Annotated in this window: 19 protein-coding genes, 1 tRNA gene and 2 pseudogenes; 12 read left to right on the forward strand and 10 right to left on the reverse strand. The window is 57.5% G+C overall.

Translation table 11 applies throughout. The features are described 5' to 3' along the window. The 8 genes from ACS5RD_RS16055 (at position 1) to ACS5RD_RS16090 (ending at position 6,907) form a co-directional block, all read left to right on the forward strand. Positions 1–441, forward strand: coding sequence for a hypothetical protein (locus tag ACS5RD_RS16055; protein WP_489928229.1), 441 nt, complete (start codon positions 1–3; stop codon positions 439–441). A gap of 96 nt (positions 442–537) precedes the next feature. After that, positions 538–915, forward strand: coding sequence for a cupin domain-containing protein (locus ACS5RD_RS16060; RefSeq protein WP_489928230.1), 378 nt, complete (start codon positions 538–540; stop codon positions 913–915). Positions 916–951: 36 nt separating this feature from the next. Next, complete coding sequence (locus ACS5RD_RS16065; protein ID WP_054006175.1) at positions 952–2,985, forward strand: ASKHA domain-containing protein; 2,034 nt, start codon at positions 952–954, stop codon at positions 2,983–2,985. Between the two features lie 32 nt (positions 2,986–3,017). Next, positions 3,018–3,557 (forward strand): sigma-70 family RNA polymerase sigma factor, encoded by a 540-nt coding sequence (locus ACS5RD_RS16070; RefSeq protein ID WP_489928231.1) that lies wholly within the window; start codon positions 3,018–3,020, stop codon positions 3,555–3,557. Continuing rightward, on the forward strand, positions 3,554–4,207 hold the full coding sequence (locus tag ACS5RD_RS16075) for an anti-sigma factor (protein ID WP_489928232.1): 654 nt from the start codon (positions 3,554–3,556) through the stop codon (positions 4,205–4,207). The genes ACS5RD_RS16070 and ACS5RD_RS16075 overlap by 4 nt, the downstream gene beginning before the upstream one ends. Positions 4,208–4,352: 145 nt before the next feature. Then, positions 4,353–4,913, forward strand: coding sequence for a fasciclin domain-containing protein (locus ACS5RD_RS16080; RefSeq protein ID WP_489928233.1), 561 nt, complete (start codon positions 4,353–4,355; stop codon positions 4,911–4,913). A gap of 192 nt (positions 4,914–5,105) precedes the next feature. Next, positions 5,106–6,767, forward strand: coding sequence for a vWA domain-containing protein (locus ACS5RD_RS16085; protein ID WP_489928234.1), 1,662 nt, complete (start codon positions 5,106–5,108; stop codon positions 6,765–6,767). A gap of 66 nt (positions 6,768–6,833) precedes the next feature. Further along, positions 6,834–6,907 (forward strand) — tRNA-Gly (locus ACS5RD_RS16090). A 192-nt stretch (positions 6,908–7,099) separates the two neighbouring features. Here ACS5RD_RS16090 and ACS5RD_RS16095 read toward each other — a convergent pair. Beyond that, positions 7,100–7,549: a hypothetical protein gene (locus ACS5RD_RS16095; protein WP_489928235.1), complete on the reverse strand. Its 450-nt coding sequence runs from the start codon at positions 7,547–7,549 to the stop codon at positions 7,100–7,102. A gap of 105 nt (positions 7,550–7,654) precedes the next feature. Beyond that, positions 7,655–7,927 carry a hypothetical protein gene (locus tag ACS5RD_RS16100; protein ID WP_489928236.1) on the reverse strand — a complete coding sequence of 91 codons (273 nt, stop codon included), beginning with the start codon at positions 7,925–7,927 and terminating at the stop codon, positions 7,655–7,657. 154 nt (positions 7,928–8,081) lie between these two features. On the opposite strand from ACS5RD_RS16100, the gene ACS5RD_RS16105 reads away from it, so the two are divergent. After that, positions 8,082–8,432 (forward strand): RidA family protein, encoded by a 351-nt coding sequence (locus ACS5RD_RS16105; RefSeq protein WP_489928237.1) that lies wholly within the window; start codon positions 8,082–8,084, stop codon positions 8,430–8,432. A gap of 91 nt (positions 8,433–8,523) precedes the next feature. Here ACS5RD_RS16105 and pgi read toward each other — a convergent pair whose 3' ends face one another. From pgi to ACS5RD_RS16135, 6 genes are all read right to left on the reverse strand, one after another. Next, the gene (gene pgi / locus ACS5RD_RS16110) at positions 8,524–10,125 is read right to left on the reverse strand and encodes a glucose-6-phosphate isomerase (RefSeq protein ID WP_489928238.1); all 1,602 of its coding nucleotides are present in this window, start codon (positions 10,123–10,125) and stop codon (positions 8,524–8,526) included. A gap of 14 nt (positions 10,126–10,139) precedes the next feature. Then, entirely contained in the window at positions 10,140–10,811 is a 672-nt protein-coding gene (pgl, locus tag ACS5RD_RS16115) for a 6-phosphogluconolactonase (protein ID WP_054006045.1), read from the reverse strand. Continuing rightward, on the reverse strand, positions 10,808–12,262 hold the full coding sequence (zwf, locus tag ACS5RD_RS16120; RefSeq protein WP_489928239.1) for a glucose-6-phosphate dehydrogenase: 1,455 nt from the start codon (positions 12,260–12,262) through the stop codon (positions 10,808–10,810). Before zwf ends, pgl begins: the two co-directional genes overlap by 4 nt. 135 nt (positions 12,263–12,397) lie before the next feature. Further along, positions 12,398–13,090 carry an MgtC/SapB family protein gene (locus tag ACS5RD_RS16125; protein ID WP_054006043.1) on the reverse strand — a complete coding sequence of 231 codons (693 nt, stop codon included), beginning with the start codon at positions 13,088–13,090 and terminating at the stop codon, positions 12,398–12,400. Between the two features lie 71 nt (positions 13,091–13,161). Next, a complete protein-coding gene (locus tag ACS5RD_RS16130; RefSeq protein WP_489928240.1) occupies positions 13,162–14,829 on the reverse strand; it encodes a hypothetical protein in 1,668 nt (555 codons plus the stop codon). 18 nt (positions 14,830–14,847) lie between these two features. Then, the gene (locus ACS5RD_RS16135) at positions 14,848–16,326 is read right to left on the reverse strand and encodes an AAA family ATPase (protein WP_489928241.1); all 1,479 of its coding nucleotides are present in this window, start codon (positions 16,324–16,326) and stop codon (positions 14,848–14,850) included. 116 nt (positions 16,327–16,442) lie between these two features. Between ACS5RD_RS16135 and ACS5RD_RS16140 the strand changes: the two are divergent. Further along, positions 16,443–16,788 (forward strand): annotated as a pseudogene (locus tag ACS5RD_RS16140) (IS3 family transposase); the annotation flags it as partial. A gap of 463 nt (positions 16,789–17,251) precedes the next feature. Here ACS5RD_RS16140 and ACS5RD_RS16145 read toward each other — a convergent pair. Next, positions 17,252–18,100 (reverse strand): IS110 family RNA-guided transposase, encoded by an 849-nt coding sequence (locus ACS5RD_RS16145; protein WP_489928242.1) that lies wholly within the window; start codon positions 18,098–18,100, stop codon positions 17,252–17,254. Between ACS5RD_RS16145 and ACS5RD_RS16150 the strand changes: the two are divergent. Further along, positions 18,082–18,396 (forward strand): annotated as a pseudogene (locus ACS5RD_RS16150) (transposase); the annotation flags it as partial. The gene ACS5RD_RS16145 and the pseudogene ACS5RD_RS16150 sit on opposite strands and share 19 nt — an antisense overlap. Before the next feature lie 464 nt (positions 18,397–18,860). Further along, entirely contained in the window at positions 18,861–19,856 is a 996-nt protein-coding gene (locus tag ACS5RD_RS16155; RefSeq protein ID WP_489928243.1) for a capsular polysaccharide export protein, LipB/KpsS family, read from the forward strand. 73 nt (positions 19,857–19,929) lie between these two features. Here ACS5RD_RS16155 and ACS5RD_RS16160 read toward each other — a convergent pair whose 3' ends face one another. Next, entirely contained in the window at positions 19,930–20,916 is a 987-nt protein-coding gene (locus ACS5RD_RS16160; RefSeq protein WP_489928244.1) for a capsular polysaccharide export protein, LipB/KpsS family, read from the reverse strand. Positions 20,917–21,040 lie beyond the last annotated feature (124 nt).

Consider the following 21,040-nt stretch of genomic DNA (forward strand, 5'->3'; position numbering starts at 1 on the left):
ATGCACTCCGGGGCAGCGATCATAGCGCTCGCCCTTGCAACGCCCGCCCCGGCGCAGAGCATCATTGTGCAGTTTGTGCCCAATCCCAACCCAGATGCAGTGATCTACTGCGCGATACGTCTGGAAGATCGTCAGATCAACACCATAGCCACCAAGGGGCTCGGGTTCCAAAATCTGCGCAGCTATCATTGGTGGGCCAACGAAGACGAGGATCAGGCGCTGTTGCACGGGGTTGCGGGCTTTCTGACCGGTGAAATCCCCTCTGCCAACCCGTTGACACTACCGCGCCTGCAACCGCCCTATCTGACAGTGGACTGGCGGGCGAATGTCGATGGCAGCCTCGCCTCGGGCCGCTATCAGGCGCAGGGAACCACCCTGCCCGCCGCTTTGCAACAGCTTATCGCCACAGTGATGCCCGACAGCTATTGCGCCACCCGCTAGCGCCAGACGGCGCGGACCGGCGCTGTAATGCCGCGAACAGGCATGTGACCGCCCCGCCGCCGCGTAGAGTTGCTAAAATGAAAGCATGAGGTTCGCATGTCTGCCCCGGTTCTGGTCGATCAAGCCGACTGCCCTATCGAGACATGGGCTGATCCGGCGCGTGGCAAAATTGCTTGGAAAACCCTGATCTCTGGCGATGTCACCAACAGCACATCCATCGTCGCTGGCATCGCCATCATGGCCAAGGGTGACACTTTCGCCCTGCACTCTCACCCGCAGCCAGAGCTCTATTTCGGCCTTGAAGGCGAGGTCGATGTGCAGATCAACGGCACCGCCCACCGCCTCAAACCCGGCGTGGCTCTTTTCATTCCCGGCGATGCCGTGCATGGAGTGCTGGCCGCCGACCAACCGGTGCGCTGGTTCTATACGTTCGCCGCCGATGCCTTCCCCGATATCGCCTATACGTTCGCCTGAAGTGAGGATGCCATGACCGAAGCCGCACAAGTCACCATCGAAGACGCACTCGTCATCTTCACCCCCTCGGGCAAGCGCGGGCGGTTTGCGCATGGAACGCCAGTGCTAACCGCAGCCCGGCAGTTGGGCGTCGATCTGGACAGCGTCTGCGGCGGGCGCGGGATTTGTTCGAAATGCCAGATCACGCCGGGCTATGGTGAATTTTCCAAACATGGCGTCACGGTTGAGGCGGATGCTTTGACCGAATGGAATAGCGTTGAAGAGCGTTATAAATCCAAGCGTGGCATGATGGAGGGCCGTCGTCTGGGCTGTCAGGCTTGCGTGATGGGCGACGTCGTCATCGACGTGCCGCCGGAATCTCAGGTGCATAAACAGGTGATCCGCAAGTCGGCCTCGCAGCGCGATATCGTGATGGACCCGGCCACCCGTGCGCTTTACGTCGAAGTTGCCGAGCCCGACATGCACGAACCCTCCGGCGATTTCGAACGCCTTGTCACCGCGCTGCAAGAGCAATGGGGCGTCGGTGAAGTGGCGGCTGAACTGCCGATTCTGCGCCGTTTGCAACCGGCTTTGCGCAAGGGCGCATGGAAAGTCACCGTGGCGCTGCACAAGGGCAATCACGACGCCCGCCACCGCATCCTTGATATCTGGCCGGGCTTTCATGAGGGAGCGCTGTACGGCCTTGCCGTTGATATTGGATCGACCACCATCGCCGGCCACCTTTGCGACTTGCGCGACGGCTCGGTTCTGGCCTCGTCCGGCGTGATGAACCCACAGATCCGCTTTGGCGAAGATCTGATGAGCCGGGTGTCCTACGCGATGATGAACCCCGGTGGCGACGTCGAAATGACGGCCGCCGTGCGCACCGCGCTGAATGGTCTTGTGCAGTCGGTCTCGACCTCGGCAAAGATTGATCCCGCTTCGATTTACGAACTTGTGTTTGTCTGCAACCCGGTGATGCACCATTTGTTGCTGGGGATTGATCCGGTCGAATTGGGTCAAGCGCCGTTCGCGCTGGCAACATCTGGCAGCTTGGTGCTGGATGCGGCTGATCTCGACATTAAGGCTGTCAACCCCGCCGCCCGCGTCTATATCCTGCCCTGCATCGCTGGCCATGTCGGTGCCGATTGCGCGGCGGTGGCTTTGTCGGAAGAACCCAACAAGTCGAAAGACATGGTGTTGATCGTCGACGTCGGCACCAATGCCGAACTTTTGCTCGGCAATGAAACCCGCGTGCTGGCCTGTTCCTCGCCCACCGGCCCCGCCTTTGAGGGCGCGCAAATCTCAAGCGGTCAACGCGCCGCCCCCGGTGCGATTGAGCGGGTGGAAATCGACCCGATCACCAAGGAACCGCGCTTCCGTGTGATCGGCTCTGATCTGTGGTCAACTGATGCGGGCTTTGCCGCTGCAACCGCTGGCACCGGCATCACCGGCATCTGCGGCTCGGGTATCATCGAGGCGGTGGCTGAGATGCGCATGGCGGGCCTTGTCGATCAGGGCGGCCTTGTCGGTGGAGCCGATCAAACCGGAACGCCGCGCTGTATTCCCGAAGGCCGCACCCATTCCTATGTGCTGCACGATGGCACTGCCACGGGCGGCCCGATGATCACTGTCACCCAAGGCGATATCCGCGCCATCCAACTCGCCAAGGCGGCACTTTACGCCGGGGCCAAGCTGTTGATGGATGAGATGGGCATTGAAACCGTGGAAAAGGTCGTGCTTGCAGGCGCGTTTGGCGCGCATATCAGCCCGAAACACGCGATGGTTTTGGGCATGATCCCGGATGTGCCGTTGGATAAGGTGATCTCGGCAGGCAACGCCGCAGGCACCGGCGCGCGCATCGCTTTGTGCAATGTTGCAGCCCGTGATTACATCGAAGCCACCGTGCATCAAATCCACAAGGTCGAAACCGCCATCGAGCCGCGCTTTCAGGAACACTTCGTCAACGCCTCTGCCATCCCGAACGCCGTCGATACCTTCCCAGAGCTGTCGAAAATCGTCACCCTGCCGCATGTCAGTTTCAACACCTCCGGCTCGGGCGGTGCAGGCGGGCGGCGCAGGCGGGGTTGACCTCGGCACAGGTGCCACTAAGTTACTCGGTTATGGATGATCCGATTGCTGACTTGCTGGGAAAGATCGCCGCACAAGACCGTGCGGCGTTCCGCGCGATCTATTCCGATGCTTCCGCGAAACTTATGGGCGTACTCTTGCGTATCTTGGGAAACCGGGCAGAAGCGGAGGATGCGTTGCAAGAGGTGTTCACACGGGTATGGCTGCGGGCAAATCGGTATGACGCCGATAAAGGCCGTGGCATGACCTGGCTGATCGCCTTGGCCCGCAACCATGCGATTGACCGGCTGCGGTCGCGGCGTGAAATCCAATCCGATGATGAAGATGCGATGAACGCGGTGATCGACACCACCCCCCGCGCCGAAACCCGGCTGATCGCGGCGGGCGAAGCCAAACGCATCAACCAATGCTTTGAGACGCTGGAGGCCGACAAAGCCGCCGCCCTGCGTGGTGCCTATCTGACCGGCACCTCCTATCTCGACCTCGCCGCCCAGTTCAACGTGCCCTTGAACACCATGCGCACTTGGCTGCGGCGCAGCCTGCTGAAACTGAAGGAGTGCATGGAGCAATGACCAGCACTCCCCTTGATCTGCCCGAAGATGAGGCTCTGGCCGCCGAATATGTGCTGGGCAGCCTCGATCTGGCCGAACGCAGCGCTGCCGAGGCGCGGCTGCGCCTTGACGCAGGCTTTGCCGCCTTGGTCAATGACTGGCAAAACCGCCTGTCCGATCTGAACGAAGACTACGCCGAGGCCGAAGCTCCCAACCTGCTGCCGCAAATTGAGGCGCGGCTGTTCCCGCAAGCGCCTAAATCCCGCCGCTGGTTTGGTTGGGTTGCGGGCGCTTTGACCGCAGGCGCGATTGCCGTCGCTGCCTTTGTCATGCTGCCCCCGCCCGCGCCTCCTGCGCCGACCATGACCGCCGAGCTTTCCGCCGAAGCCTCTCCGCTGCGCTACGCAGCCGCCATTACGGGTGATCAACTGACCTTGACCCGCACCGCTGGCACCGATGCCGAAGCGGGCAAGGATTACGAGCTGTGGATTATCGAAGGCGACAAGGCTCCGGTCTCACTCGGCGTGCTGTCCGAAGCGTCGGTGACGATCCCCGCCCCCAAAGCTGCCGCAGGTTATGTGCTGGCGATCACGCTGGAACCCAAAGGTGGCGGGCCGGATGGCAAACCGACCGGGCCGATCCTTGCGGCAGGGCCACTAAAGAACATCTGAAAAGCCAAGCGTTTCAGATAAAAACTTATCTTCTGCAAAAATAATCAAAAATAAATCCGGGCGGCTGAAACTTCTCAGCCGCCCCTTTCGTTACTTCGGCATGAGGCAAGACGGTCTTGCCCTAAAACCAACAAGAGGTAACACGATGAACGCTTCCAATATGGTCAAAGCCGCAATGGCAACCGCGTTTCTGGCGCTCTCGTCCGGCATGGCGCTGGCCGAAAATCCGATGGTCGGTGGTGCCGAGATGTTCCCCGAGAAAAACATTGTTGAGAACGCGGTGAACTCGAAAGACCACACCACCCTCGTCGCAGCCGTGACCGCCGCTGGTCTGGCTGAAACCCTGTCGGGCGCTGGCCCGTTCACCGTGTTCGCGCCCACCAATGACGCCTTCGCGAAACTGCCCGCAGGCACCGTTGAGACCCTGCTCAAGCCCGAGAACAAGGACACACTGGTCAAAATCCTGACCTGCCACGTTGTCGGCAAAGAAGTGATGTCGGATGCCTTGAAAGGCATGATCGCCGATGACAAAGGCACCCATCCGGTCCCGACCTTGGGCGGCTGCGTGCTGCAAGCCACCTACGAAGGCGACATGATCAAACTGACGGATGAGATGGGCAACGTCGCCACCATCACTCAGGCTGACGTGAAGCAGTCGAACGGCGTGATCCATGTCATCGACACGGTGATGCTGCCGAAGATGTAAACAACCCACAAACGGCGGGTAGCTCCCAGCACACCCGCCGTTTCAGGTGCAACACCGGTCGGCCTGTCCAAAGTCCCCACTTAGACCGGCCAGTGGAAGGGTCTTGCAGCATGTTCTGCAAGACCCTTTGCGTTTGCCGCAAGCTTGGCTAGTCTGACGCCATTCCGCTGTGTCATTTCCAAGGATTCTGTGATGCGACTTTTTGCCATTCTGCGCGCTATTGCGTTGTTTTTACTATGCCTGCCCGCCCTCGCGGCAGCCGATGGCCGCACCATCATCGTTCTGGATGGCTCAGGCTCGATGTGGGGCCAGATCGACGGCAAACCCAAACTTGAAATCGCGCGTGAGGCTTTGGCCGAAGTGCTGAAAACCATTCCCGCCGATACCGAACTCGGCCTGATCGCCTATGGTCACCGCGACAAAGGCTCTTGCGACGACATTGAAACCATCGTCGCCCCCGCCAAAGGCACAGCACAAGCGATTTCCGATGCCGCCGCCAAGATGCAATTCCTCGGCAAAACCCCGCTGACCGAAGCCGTGCGCCGCGCCGCCGCTGAACTGCATTCCACCGAGGAAAAAGCCACCGTGGTGCTGATCACCGATGGCATTGAGACCTGCGAAGGCGACCCTTGTGCCTTGGCGCAAGAGCTTGAATCCTCTGGCGTTGATTTCACTGCGCATGTGGTGGGCTTCGGTTTGACCAAGGACGAAGGCAAGCAAGTCGCCTGCCTCGCCGAAGACACAGGCGGCCAATATATCACCGCCGATGATCTGGATAGCCTGACAGTCGCGCTACAAGCCACTGTGATCTCCGCGCCAGAACCAGCGCCTGCGCCCGAACCCGTTCCAGCCCCCGAACCCACCAAGCCCACGCAGTTGGAAATCAACTTCGCCCCCAAAGCACTACTGGCCCCCGGCATCCCGAAACCCGATGACAATTCGCAAGTGAATTGGGAGCTTTATGCAATCAATCCCGATGGCACCACCGGCGACCGCGTCACCACCGAATACAATGATTTCAAAGGCTATATCGAGCCCGACACTTACCGCCTGATCACCACCCTCGATTCGGCGCAGACGACCAGCGACATCACCTTCACCGCCGATACCCTCAGCGCGCCAGAAGTCGTGGTCAACGCCGCCCGCGTCATCCTGCACCCGAAAGGCACCGAAGGTGGGGAGATTGAACCCGACGCCAGCTTGAAATTCACCACCACATCCGGCGTCAACACCACCTATTACGGTGACACCCGCGTCTATCTGCCCGCAGGTGAGGTCACACTGACCGCAGGTTTGGGACTTGCCAGCCAAACTGAAACCCTGACCCTCACCCCCGGCCAGCTGCTGGAAAAGGATGAAATCATCCAAGTCGGCCTCGCCGCGCTTGAGGGCTACTACGTCGAGGGCATGTTGATCGAAGGCAACGCGCATCAGGTCAGCATCAGATCCGCGAAGAAAAGCATCGACGGCAGCCGTGAGAATCTGACCACCTCCTACGGCACCGGCAACCAAACCAAACTCTCGCCGGGGGATTACATTGCCTATGTCGAACTGGGTGCGGCCTCTGCCGAAGTACCGTTCAGCATCAAAGCGGGCGCGCGGACTGATGTCGCAGTGATCCTAGAGGCTGGCGTTCTGGCCTACACCGCCCCCGGAGCAACGGAAGTGCAGATTTTCTCCGCCAAGAAAGACATCAATGGCAACCGCAAATCGGTGTTCCACAACTACAACGCCGAAGACCAAACCACCCTGCCCGGCGGCGATTACACCATCGTCACCACCAAAGACGGCATCGAGACCGAAACCCCCGCCAGCGTGAAACCCGGTGAGCGTACCGAGATCAACGTGCCATAAACCACCCCCCCGCCGCGCCAAACCGTCTTGACGGCGACGCGCGGCTGGCATACCTCAAGGCGCAACGCGGGTGTAGCTCAATGGCAGAGCAGCAGCTTCCCAAGCTGAATACGAGGGTTCGATTCCCTTCACCCGCTCCAATTTTTCCCTAGATGAGTAAGCAATTCCAATGGCTTGTTGCCAGTTTTTGAATGTTGGCAACTGATGGATTTCAGAAAATGTGACTGTAACTGGCATTTTGGGCTATCGAGTCCCGTACAGAGTCCCGGAGTGATCAATGAAAATGGCGACCCACAAAGGGCCGCCACAGTGAGTCAAAAGCCTTTCAGAGCCTAGAACAGCAGTTTATAAGTATTCCCGCGCGTATCCGTGGCCGTGCCCGTGCCGCTGGTGGTGCTGGACCCCATCACAAATTTGCCTTGCACGACAGTGCCATCTTTGCAAACCGCGTAAATCTCACCCGTGTTGATACCGCCCACCGATTCCGTGCTGTTGTCATATTTGCCACCCGGTCCGCCGCGCAGGGTCAACGAGACGCCGCGCGTCTTTGAGACCACTTTCGGCGCAAGGGCCGACCATGTGCCGCTGCATTTGGTCCGGTCAGACAGCTTAAAAGTCAAAGCGCCCGAGGTTTCCTCGGTCGTCTCAGCCTTGGCATGGATCACGGGCGGCGGTGTCTGCGATGCCAAGGGTCCGGCGGTCGGATAAAGCTGCATATCGCTGCTGGAGCCGCAGGCGGTCAGGGCGAGCGTTGCGATCAGGCCAAGGGCACGCAAGGACATGGGCTTTCCTTTCAAGTCAACGAAGTATCCGGCAGGTCAACGGAACATCCGGCTTGCGCCGTCCTAAGCCATCCTGCGCGCCCGCGCAACGCACCCCGCCGGACTTCACCGCGATTTGCATGTCCTAAGCGACACGATCGCCACCGTCACCGCGCCATCCGCGAGGCTCTCCGCATTGGTCTGCAACGGTGCGCGCAACGCCTCGACCTGCCGCATCACCGTCGCATGCCCCGCATAACGCGCGCTCGGAAAATACAACAGCGTCGGATCACAACAATAATCCAGCTCCGCCGCCACCCCCAAAAAAACTTTGGTCGTCGCCGCCATCGTCGCCGACGGCGCGTGCACGGAAACATCATTGCGCATGAGAAACTTCATGGGCTTGAACGCCCGCCGTGGGCAGCGCTTTCAAAACACCCGCAATTCCTTGCCATCCCCTGACCCAAGCGCACGCTGCACCGCAGCATAGGGCAACCCTTCCCCTTTGCCACCGCCTAGGCTAGCAATCAGCAGCTTTCAGGAAAGGAATACCATGAGCGAGATCAAACGTATCGGCGTAGGTGCGCGGATGTCCGAGGCCGTGGCTTACAACGGCATCGTCTGGCTGGCGGGCCAAGTCGGCACCCCCGGTGCAAGCGTCACGCAACAAACCAAAGATTGCTTGGCCGAGGTAGACCGCATCCTCGCCGAAGCTGGCACCGACAAAACCCGCATCCTGTCAGTGCAAATCTGGCTGGCCGATATCGCAACCTTCGGCGAGATGAACGCGGTCTGGGATGCTTGGGTGCCCGCAGGTAACACCCCGGCGCGCGCCACCGGGGAAGCCAAGCTGGCGACGCCGGAGTATCTGGTGGAAGTCATCGTCACGGCAGCTTTGAAGTAAACAAAAGGGGGGCTTTTCGCCCCCCTTACCCCCTCCAATTCTTAACGTCCGGGCGTATCTTTCCACCTCTATCGCGCGCAAGCGCCCGACATCAGCCGCGCAGATACGCCACCAAAGCCTGCGTCGAGCCATCCTTGCCACTGGCATCGTCGCCCTCAAGGATCGGCTGCAAGGCCAAAGCCAGCTCTTTGCCCAGCTCTACGCCCCATTGGTCGAACGAGTTCAGCCCCAAAATCACGCCCTCCACAAACACCCGGTGCTCATACAAAGCGATGATCTGCCCCAGCACGAACGGCGTCAGTTTTGGATAGACCAGCGTGGTCGAAGGCCGATTGCCGGGGAACACCCGATGCCGCGCTTGCCGCTCCAGTTCTTCGCCAACAGCGCCTTTCTTCTCCATGATTGCGCGCGCCTCGTTCAAGTTGCGCCCTCGCATCAGGGCTTCGGACTGCGCCAGGCAGTTTGACACCAACAGTAAATACTGATGCGCCAAATCGGGTTCGTGCCCTGATTTCGCGACCATAAACTCGCACGGCACAACCCGGGTGCCTTGGTGGATCAGCTGATAAAACGCGTGCTGGCCATTGGTGCCGGGTTCACCCCAAACCACCGGGCCAGAATGGGTGGGCAGATCAGAGCCATCCATCGCCACCGACTTGCCGTTGCTTTCCATTTCCAACTGCTGAAGGTAAGCGGGCAATCGGCTAAGTCGTTGATCATAGGGCAGAACCGCCCGGCTGGCATAGCCGCAAATCTGGTTGTGCCAGATGCCCACCAGCGCCAGAAGCACCGGCATATTCTGCGCGAACGGTGTGGAGACGAAATGCGCGTCCATGGCGCGCGCGCCAGCGAGGAAGTCTTCAAACGCCTCGGGTCCGACCGCCATCATCACCGCCAGACCAATCGGCCCCCAGACCGAATAGCGCCCGCCAACCCAATCTTCAAAGCCAAACACCCGGGCAGAATCAATGCCAAACGCCGCCGTTTTGTCTGCCGCAGTGGACACAGCTGCGAACTGCGCAGCGGGGATTTTCACCTTGGTCGCCATCCAAGCCCGCGCGGTTTCGGCATTGGTCATCGTCTCAATCGTAGTGAAGGTTTTAGAGGCCACGATCACCAAAGTGGTTTCCGGGTTCAGCCCCTTCAACACATCCGCGATATGCGCGCCATCGACGTTGCTGACGTAATGCACCCGTGGCCCATCGTGATAAGGTGCCAGCGCCAGCGTCACCATCGCCGGGCCAAGATCAGAGCCGCCGATGCCGATATTCACCACATCAGTGATTTTTCCACCTTGACCGGTAAACTTGCCCGTCCGCACTTCGCGGGTGAAAATTGCCATCCGCGCCTTGGTTTTGCGAATGTCAGGCATCACATCCACGCCGTCGCACATCACCTTGTCTTCAATGCCCCCGCGCAACGCAGTGTGTAAAACCGCTCGGCCTTCGGTGACGTTGATCTTTTCGCCGCCAAACATCGCCGCGCGCTTTTCCGCCACACCGGAAACCTCGGCCAGCGTCAACAGCATCGCCTTGGCCTGCTCATCAATATTGGTTTTCGAGTAATCCAACCGCGCATCGCCCACCTCGACGCTAAACGCCTGCGCCCGTCCCGCGTGCTCGAACAGCGACAGGATTGGCCGCCTTGCCACGCTCAGCGCGTGATCTCTCAATGCTTGCCATTTTTCCGACATGACCTACTCCGCTGTTATTCGGCCCAATGAACCGTTGCATTATCCAGCACCACCCGCACCGGAGCCTCCAGCGCAGGCAGGTTAGCCGCGGCCTCAATCGCCGCGCGCTTCTCGGCCCCGGTGATCAGGATATGGATGTTCTTCGCCTCGGTCAAAACCGGGGCGGTCAGCGTGACGCGCGGCTCGCCCGCAGCCTCAGCCCGCAGCGCAAGCAGGATCGGAGCATTGGGCGCGAGTGCTTCGGCCAGCAAATCCGCACCGGGAAACAGGCTGGCGGTGTGCATATCATTGCCCATACCCAGCAGCAAAACTGTCAAAGGCAGATGCGGGGCGATGGCTTCCGACAGGCTTTGCAACATCAACTCCGGCTCGGAAGCCTCTGCATATAAGGGAATAAGCGTGGCCGCCGCAGCCTTAGCGACCAGCAACCGTTCCTTCAACAACCGCGTGTTCGACCGAGGGCTATCCTCGCCCACCCAGCGCTCATCATTCAGCATCACCGCGACATTGGCCCAATCGAGGTTCACCCCCGACAGAATGTCGAAAATCGGCCCCGGAGTCGTTCCACCCGGCACCGACAAAGACGCCCGGCCATACATGTTCAATTCTTCCGAAAGCTGGCCGGCAATCTTGCCAGCCACATCCAGCATCATGAATTCGCGGTCTGGGTATGCGATAAAATTCAAACTTTAATCTCCCGCCAGCGCCGCCCATCGCGGTGCATCAGCATCAAAGCATCCTCTGGCCCCGAAGACCCCGGATCATAGCCCTGCGGCTTATCCCCGCGCGCCTCCCAACCCTCAATCAGCGGATCGGTCCAAGCCCAAGCCGCTTCCACCTCATCGCCACGCATGAACAGCGTCTGGTTGCCGCGGATCACATCCATGATCAGCCGCTCATAGGCATCCGGCACATCCTCGGCATCCGGCCCCAAAGCATCGGCAAACGCCATGTCCAAGGGCACTTGCATCAAACGCATCCCCCCCGGCCCCGGTTCCTTGATCATCACCTTCAGGTTCATCCCCTCATCGGGCTGCAACCGGATCACCAAGACATTCTCAAGCCAGCCCTTGGCATCGTCAAAGATCGAATGCGGCGGCTGCTTGAAGGTGATCGCAATCTCCGACGCCCGCGCCCGCAGCCGCTTCCCGGTGCGCAAATAGAACGGCGTGCCCTGCCAGCGCCAGTTGGAGATCTTCACCTTCAGCGCGATATAGCTTTCGGTCTTGCTGGCCGGATTCTCGCTATGCTCCAGATAGCCGCCCTCGCCATTGCCCGCCAGATACTGCCCCCGCACGATATGCTCGGGCTTCACCGGGTCCAGCGCCCGGATCACCTTCAGCTTTTCATCGCGCACCGCATCGGGGTCAAAGTGATAGGGCGGCTCCATCGCGATTAGGCACAACAGCTGCATCATATGGTTCTGCACCATATCGCGCATCGCCCCCGATTTGTCGTAATAGGCGCCACGGCCATCGACCCCCACGGTCTCCGCCACGGTGATCTGCACATGGTCGACGTATTCCGCCTTCCACAAAGGTTCGAACAGAATATTGGCAAACCGCACCGCCATCAGGTTCTGCACGGTTTCCTTGCCGAGATAATGATCAATCCGGTAAATCTGCGTCTCAGCGAAGTGCTTTGCCAAAACCGCGTTCAACGCCTTGGCCGAGGCCAAATCGCGGCCAAACGGCTTTTCCACCACGATCCGGCTCCAGGCGTCCGCAATCTCATGCAGATGCAAACGCTCCGCAAGATCGCCAAACAACGAAGGTGCCACCGAGAAGTAAAATGCCCGCACCACGTTCTCACGCATCAGGGCTTTCAGCTTGGCCCAACCGCCCTCACCCGTGGCGTCAATCGAGACATAGTCAATCTTTTCAAGGAATTGCGCGATAACCGTCTTGTCCTGCCGGTCTTTCGGCACAAACTCGGCAATCGCCTCGGCCACCATCGCCCGAAACGACTCATCATTCAGATCGGCACGCGCCGCCCCGATGATCCTGCTGTTTTCGGTCATCTGCCCGGCCATGAAACGGCGATACAGCCCCGGAAGGATCTTACGCTTGGCCAGATCGCCAGTGCCGCCAAAGATCACCAGATCAAAGGCATCTACCGGAATGACTCGCGAAACCATTGGCTTACCTCGCAGCTTGGGCCATAACAGAAGCGTTGTTAGCGCTAACGACGCTCTTTTAACGCCGCAACTGCCGCAAGTCTAGCACTGCTTGCACCCCGCCCGAAAGCCATTGCTGCACGGCAGCACCGCTATTCAGACCTCATCGGCGACCATCCACCGCACCCGCACCACCCCAATCTCTGCCGCCATGCGTTGCACGGCCTGTTCTACCGCGTGATCTGGTGCGTCCTCGCCGCCGACCAGCGCCGAAATCTCTAGCCCATCCTCTTGCGTTTGCACGGCAATTTCATGCACATGCAACCCGCCCAAGCTGAGGCAGCGCAGCAACAACGCCCGCATCGCAGCCTCTTGATCGCTGGCACAGCTCAACACCACCCGATAAGATCGCGTCAGCGGCACCCCGGCCTTGGTATGCCGCTTGAGAAATTTCACCAAAGGCCGCAGCCCAAGGTTCACAAATACCACCAACCCGGTCAGCACCAGCGCAAACGGCCAAGCCCCCACGCCTGCAAGCAAGCCAACCCCCGCCGAGCACCACAAAGTCGCCGCCGTATTCAGCCCCTGCACATTGAAACCATCGCGAAAAATGATGCCTGCGCCTAAAAAACCGATCCCCGACACCACTTGCGCCGCCACCCGGCTGGGGCTGGCGTCATGCTCGATCAACTGGCTGAAAACCACGAATCCCGCCGCGCCCAACGCCACCAGAGCATTGGTGCGCAGGCCCGCCATGCGCTGGCGCACCTGCCGCTCTGAGCCGATCAACGCGCCACAAGACAATGCAACGGCCATATTCACAGCGGCGGCGGTAAGGGCAATGGCCATGCGGACTCCTGTCAGTTTGTAACATTTTTATGACGGAAATTTAACCACTGTGACAAGAGGTTAACGACCGATCATGTAGTCACCATCATAAAAAGCACAATTTTAAACGTAAGTAACTGATTTACACAGGGCCCGGAATGACCCGACGAGCAATGTGACACATCGGATTCACCAAAGAGATCACTTTCCGCAAAATCCGCTGATTTTTGGCGAAAAACTGCACGAATTCTATGAAATTCTTCGGGCTCCCCCGTGCTACCGCTTTCAGCCATAAAACCCGCCACATCCGACTTTCGATAGATCACTGATCCAAGCCACGCAGGATCGAACGTCGGCTGGATGCTGCGCTGCGCAAGTAAGCGCTTCACAGCACAGGCGTGGACGCCAACAGTGCGGGCGATCATCCCGAGCGTGGCGTATTCCGTCTCAAACCTATTGATTTCGGTCAAGGATACGTAGGCCCCACCGGCCAGCCCTGCAACGATCTCTGCGGCTGTCGGATTCAACCATGGACCGCCATCACCAAACGCAACTAACTTTTTCACCGCATTAAGCGAGATACCCAACATAAGCGCCACAGACGCGAGGCCGTGCAAGTCAGGGCACCGGCGCGCCGTGATAAGGGCCTTGGTAACGGCATGGTCGAAGCGAAGGTGGTCAAGCCTTGGCACCCCGTTACGCAGCAGCGTACCGGTCAACTTACCGTCCAGTTGCCACCGCAGAATTTCTGCAGTCGATGAGAAACGCCGTGCGACAGCCGTCAGATTGACGTAGCCTTTCTCCTCTCCGGAGATGAAGACGATATTGCGCAGCACATTCGTCACGAATGCGGATAGGTCGTCATGGTTGAAATACCCTTGCGTCAACCCGACCTTCCCTTCGATGGTCGGCACCACCGAGGTGATCAACCCGTGCTGCGCCAACTGTTCCGCGTGGGTCTTACTGCACCCGAGTTCTTGCTTCACTTGATTCAAGGGAATGGAGTTTTGGATGCGGGTGATCAGCCTCTCCCCTTCGTCCGCCGGGAAGACCCACTGGTTGAACGCCACTGCGTCGGCAGTTTCCGGGATCATCCCTGCCTTCCGCATGACCCTGTAAAGACTAAAGCGGTTGATCCCGGTCGCGTTCACCAGCGAGTTGACGGAATGGACACGACGCTGCGCAACCATCTCTCCAAGAATGACTTCGCCGGGGCTTATCGCAAAATTTTCGATGATGGTGTCACGTACAATCGTCCGCAGTGGGCCGAAATCGGCAGATCGTTGGGTGTATTTCAGCCAGTTAAATAGAAATCCGTATGCTCCCTGTGGCCCAGTCCGGCCGCTGCGTCGGCAGGCGCTGATCCGCAACTGTGCGAATGACTCCATGATAGCGTCTGGGCCGCGCGAACATATCTGGAAACCGATATCGCTGGTACGCGCCCAATCTAGCTCGGAATAACGGCCGATCTTTGCCTCGGGACCGCCTTCGACAAGCGCACCCAGCATCTCACAGGCCTTGCTTCCGGGGACGATCCCCTGCCCATCGAGCCAAGCCGCCGCGTTCTTCGCACCCCAGAGCCGATCCTCGACGTATGTTTGCAAGGCACCGGGAACTTTAGGGCCATCTTCAGCCGTGTTCGGAAGTTTGAAATCCTGTTCAACGATGAGCTTCTGCAGGTCGAAGGCGCTCACCGGATCCGGCGCGGGCAGCTCAACCAAGATCGCCCGATGCCGTTTGCAAATCACCACCGGGCGCAACCACCACGCCCACTGGAATCACTGCGCACCGCTTCCAGCATCAACTTGCCCTTCGGCGTCCTGACGGAAGCATTGGGGGCAAAAGCTGACAAAGATCCGCCGAACCGCCGTGAGACCAAGCTGCTCGCCCCGCAGCTGCAACAAGTCATTCGAAATGACGCTCAGAGTGTTGAACGCGATCTCCGCTGGTTGAAGGTCGGCCAGAGCCGCCATCCGATCTACGAAGGCGCCAGTACCGTTGCGGAAATCCACATGGTCGACCCCACCGTAGCGGTTAAAGGTGCTTACAGGCACGCCGGCGTGGTAATATCCGGTCCTGACGAAATAGCCCTGACTCACCTCGCCAGCATGGAACGGCAAATTGGGCATCAGGGAGTCCGACGTCATTTCGTCTTCCCCGCGCTCTTTCGCGGCCGTCCACGCTTTTGGGCGGCGCTGGCGCGGAAACACCCTCGAAAAAGACATTTGAAGCGTCAGGCCCGTCGGTCGTTGCCGCATGCGCCCGTGAGACCAATCGCTGTGTTTGAATGGGTTCTCAGGGTTAAAATGCAGGTATTTCATGTCGAAGAATTCGCGGAAATCCTCGATATCCACCGCATCTCCGCCTTGTTCGACCGCGCGGATGGCAGAGTTCACAATCAGGAATGTGCAGCGTCCAAAGCTGCCATGAACGCCATCATATATCCTGTCGGCAAAGTAAGGATCATTCTTGATGCTCGGTGCGAGGCGCACTCCCGCATCATGGCTGACCTCTTTCAAGGCACGATTGACCAGATCAATCGACACTGTCCGCGCGAATGGCTTTAGGGGAAGGTCCAGATGGCGCTCGGCAAGTTCAAGGTGTTCGGGGTCATCATAGATCAAATTCCGCACTTTCGGGGTGCCGATAAGGATGATGCAAAAGCCGCCACCATCCTGAACAAGGGTCTTGAGGAAGGTATTGATCACAGCCTTTGGGTCGTTCAGGTTATGGACTTCGTCGATGACGACAATCGTGATTCCGGCCATGCGCAACCGATGCGCGGCAAGGTCACCGGCTTCAAGGCGGATCATTTTTGACGGGAACTTAGTGTAGCCGGTCGAACGGCATAGGTCCTCACAAACGCTTTTTACGCTCGCCGCATGCCTCAGCCGACAATACGCGATCCGCTCGCCGCATTTCTTCTCATCAAAGCTGTCATTGAAAAGCCGCTTGAGGACCAGCCAGACCATGGTAGTTTTTTCGTCTTGCGAAATGGCGGTCACGCACACTCCCTTCCGCTCGTTGCGGAACGCTTTTCCCTCTGGCAGCAGGGTGCCGTCCTTGTCGCGCCTCAGGACCACCTCAAGCCGCGCAACAAACTGATTATCCCAGTCGCTAACGTAAGACCGCCGCAAGAGCCAACCCGAGAGTGCCTCAGTGTCTTCCTGGGCGGGGCGCGGGTCGCCTTCGAGGGGCAGGTCGATCTGATCGTCTGCGTCAAGCAACGCTCCGACTTCGAGGTTCATATCATTCATCAACACTACTCCTTCATGCCCGGCGTCCAGCCCGTCGTCCTGCGACGACGGCCGAGCGTTGCGGGTGGCGTCCGGCGGCTTGTGGCACTGTTTTCATCGTGGGGGACATACACCCCGTAAATGCGTCGATGATCACCCCGACGCAGGCCATTGCGGAGGAGAACCGGCGGCTGAAGACGATGTTCGCCGAGCTGAGCATGCAAAATGACCTGCTCAAGGAGGCTCTTGGAAAAATAGATCGGCCATCCGTTGCCCGAAAGGCAAATGCATGCATTTGCCGTGGGTCAACGCCGCGAGATGGCCGGGAATGCAGTGGCGCGGCGCGGGATCAGCATAGCGCTGGCCTGCCGGACTTTCGGGGTCAGGGAGACCTGTTATCGCTATGGCCCAAAGTTGCGGGCCGAGAACGATGAGATCGCCGATCTGCTGGTCGGGCTGACCGACGCCCGCAAGACGTGGGGGGGGGCTTACAACAACGACCGCCCGAACATCCCTTTCATGGTTTGCAAGCAAACCATTGCCGGGCAACGGCGCATCGGCGGCATCACACCCGCCCAGAAACTGAAAATGGCCGCATAAGCTCTACGAGTGCACCCAGTTAGAAATGGGGGGATTACCAAATGAACTGCTCAAGGAGGCTCTTGGAAAAATGTATGGTCCGCCCCGCTATTGCAAGGTTTATGTGGGTGACGCACCGGCTTGCGTAAATGTATCCTGCCTCTGATCAGTCAGCCGCTTTTGGCGACAAGGCCTTGATGAGATCCGCCCCTCGGGTTCCAGATTAGTGGCACGGGATCATGTCCCGTTTTTTTCGCGTGGCTTACCCGTGGTCGATCAACCGTTTGGTCATCCGCTGGCTGACAGGCGATGCATGCATCGCCGAGAAGCACGTCCCCTGCAATGGGTTTTGCGGTGAAGGATCAGTTCAGGCAGCTGCACCTTTTGACCGCAAGTAGACGGTGCCGGGTTGTGTCAGGATCGCCCAGACGATGCGCGTCAGCTTGTTGGCCAGGGCAACGACGGCTTTGTTGCGGTGGGTTCGGGCTTCCAGTGCATTCAGCCAACGTCCCAAGGCATGGCTTTCCCGGTTCAGGTGCAGAAAACAGGATCGCGCTCCGTGGATGATCAGACGGCGCACATATCCGTTTCCACGCTTGCTGATCCCGAGAAGGGTCTGCTTTCCTCCCGTCGAGTGTTCTGCGGGCACAAGGCCTAGCCATGCCGCCATGTCTCGCGCCTTGCGGAATTGTCGGCCATCTCCAGCCGCCGCCACAAGGGCTGTTGCAGTCAACGCGCCGATCCCGGGGATGGTCAGCAATCTACGGATCGTCTCGTCTTCGTTCGCGATCGCTTCGATCCTGGCGCTCAAGGCTCTGACCCGGTTCTCGATATAGGCAAGGTCATCCAGCAGGTCGTTCAGCAAGTCCCGCATGGTCTCGGTCAAATCGTTTTCCAAATTGCCAAGGTGCCTCCGGATATCTGCATGAAAGCCACCGGCCCCGACACGCATGGACAGCCCATATTCGATGCAAAAAGCCCGTGCCTGATTCATCAGCCCAGTGCGCTCACCGACAAGCCGGTCCCGGATGCGGTGGAGCGCCTGCAGATCAACCTGCTCCGCAGTTCGCGCTTCGACAAATCGCATGGTCGGCATTGTGACAGCCTCGGCAATCGCCGCGGCATCAACCGTGTCGGTCTTGTTCGACTTCACATAGGGCTTCACAAATCGCGCCGGAATGATCCGGGCGTGATGCCATCGAATGCCGAGGAACACCGGGGACCATTCGGGTCGACAATGGCCCCGAATACATCAGTGAAAAGCTGTTGAAATGGGCTGAGAAACAGGGGGTTACCATCCTGCATATCCAACCCGGTCAGCCGCAGCAGAACGCTTATATCGAACGCTACAACCGAACCGTCAGGCACGAATCGCTCGACCAATACGTCTTCGAAACCATCGAGGAGGCCCAAGATCACGCCACACAATGGTTATGGGCTTACAACAACGACCGCCCCAACATGGGCATCGGCGGCATCACACCCGTCATGAAACTGAAAATGGCCGCGTGAATTCTACTGATGCACCCAACTAAAAATGGGGGGATTACCATATCAAATCAATTAGATATCACAAGTTAAACGGGAGAATGCCTGCGTAAGCCCTGCTAATACGCCCCTTAAAATACGGAAGAACGCAAATTAAACTTAGATGTTGTGCTCCAACCTATAATGTCGCACCTGACACAACTATCCCTGAGTCGTTGTTTGAAGATGCACAAAATTACCCCAGGTCAACGGAAATAAGTTTGGAAAGAAGAAGTACAAGCCCGCCTGCTCGACTACTTTCACACCGACATCGCTGAGGTTCACACTTAATGCGGGGAAGATACGCCCGTCACGCGGGTCAGCAATGGGCGAACCCTTCACCTCGAAGAATGCAGGTGGTGATGGGCGAAAATCCTGATATCTTACTCATGATTGGAGGTCGTTTCCGGTTTATGGCACCCTAATATATTCAACAATATGGTAAATCTGTGAGCAACACATTCGAAAATCTGACATCACTGCCGTCAACCCTGTTTTTTCACGCCTCAGATCGGCTAGTTACTGGGTTAGAAAAGGGCCACTTTAAATTATTGGCTGCGTTGTCTGATCATGCACGTTCACATGGCTGGCAAGTGGAGGTAGTTGGCAGAAGTCAGGGTGCACACGAGGTAGCCAGCACAGTCCTTCGCCACCTGCATATTTTCATGGAAGATCGCCCTTACTATGCACCTAACATTTTTCATTGCGTCCCTAGTTATCTGCGTGGCTATTGGTTTTTCGATGAGATAGGCACTCGTAACAACTCACTTCAGCGCCTTTCTCCGTTTGATGCCACTTCCATACCCCGTCGCAAAGCCGAACGGTTTCTAGATGTGCTCCAATCGCAGTTTATAGCCGAGAATAGAAGTAAATTTGAGCAACCGCCGCGCGGGTCTGAAATCGTTGAGAATGGTTGTTTGGTATTTTTTTCACAAAGTTTTAAAGATCCAAAACACCATCGGCATTTCTTGAGTGTTCCGCAAATGATCGAAGCTGCGATAACCTCAAAAGGCAATCGGGCGCTTTATATCAAACCTCACCCCAAGCAGGAATTTGAAGAATTAAGCCAGTTGGCTAGATACCACGATCCGCAGAATGGCGTATATGTGGTTTCTGCATCTATTCACGATCTCCTGACAGTTTGCGATTGTGTATTGACGTTGAGCTCGGCTGTTGGCTTCGAAGCGTTCTTACATCGCAAACCAGTAATTTTGGGTGGGCAAACAGATTTTTGGCAGAATGCAATTACTCTAACAAACGCCGCGAAAATGAGTAATGCAATTGATGTAGCAACTTCAAGAGCATGGCCGTATGAAGCTTTTTTATATTGGTATCTACAGCTCATGTGCTTTGAAGATAGCGCAAAATCATTACCGCGCTTGCTAGATTGCCTGCATCAGAACGGATATCGGATCGGCGATAAAAAACAATGCGGCTACTTCTAGACAACCACGCTCATGGCAACGCTCTTAGTGCAATTATCTGTTTATTGTAGTGCAAATACTAGAAAATATAACTTCACTGCAGGAGAGCATTTGATCTGCATATTTCCCACGCCCTATCAGAAAATTCTGGCTTGGCTGATTCCAAGTTTTTGATTTCCAAAAACCAATAGAAATACTTTAAGAGATTGATGGATTTCTGTGTGTGAAAACCCTTTGTCAGTGCAGAACTTAGCGTTTCAGCATCTGTAGCTACTGCCGTAACATGATGATAATCTGACTGCCCGCAGGTAATGATGCTTTTATTTTGCATAATTGCTTCAAACCCACATGCTGAATTTTGCGTCACAATGAATTTAGATACGGCAATCAGATCGTGCACACTTGCGGGAGATATCTCAATATTGCTCCACTTCTTTGCTTCCCGCTTAATCTTTTGTGCGACGGCAGCGCTTTGCGCTGGATGCAGCTTGACATAGACGCGTGCGCCGTACGCGGCTTGTGCGACGGTAGAGAGCATTGTCAGAGTATCTATATAGTGCATTGGGTTTCGAAAATGTTCAATTTCTTGGGTGAAAATCGTCGCAAATCCCGGACGCAGGGCTGCTTCAACTCGCGGCAACTGCGGAAATTTCGATACATTTTCACGAAGCATATATCCTGAGACGCCATTGAAAAACCATCTGGCATCTGCCTCGTCAACTTCAGATGGATTAAACACCTGCCGTGCTATTGATGACTGCATATTAACGCCGGCGGGGTCAAGATACCAGAACCCCCTGATATATCCGGGGTGGGCATGAAGAACGCCCGGACGCACCGGTGTACGCGGTCCAATTAAGATATGTAACCTCTCCTTGTCATCAAGTATTTGTTTGGACAATTGCGTCTGCGCACGAATGACTCCGGGCGCGAAACCTTCATCTCGCGCTCGCGCACCGAGCTTTTCGAAGAAGTCAAACTGGCCGCAAATGACTGAGTCATACCACGTTTCAGTCGCATGGATGACCATACGTGCCTTTGAAGAGAGATTAAAAATTTGTGCAAAAACCGGACTAACCACTTACCCTCCCCAATAAGAATACGTTTCAAAACCCTCACATCTGCGCTCCACGTCTAGAGCGCAGAAATCCGTTCATGCAGTCGGCATACACCGATGCGAGGCGCCTCATTTTGATTAACCGTTT

The sequence above is a fragment of the Cypionkella sp. PAMC25878 genome, assembly GCF_058135695.1.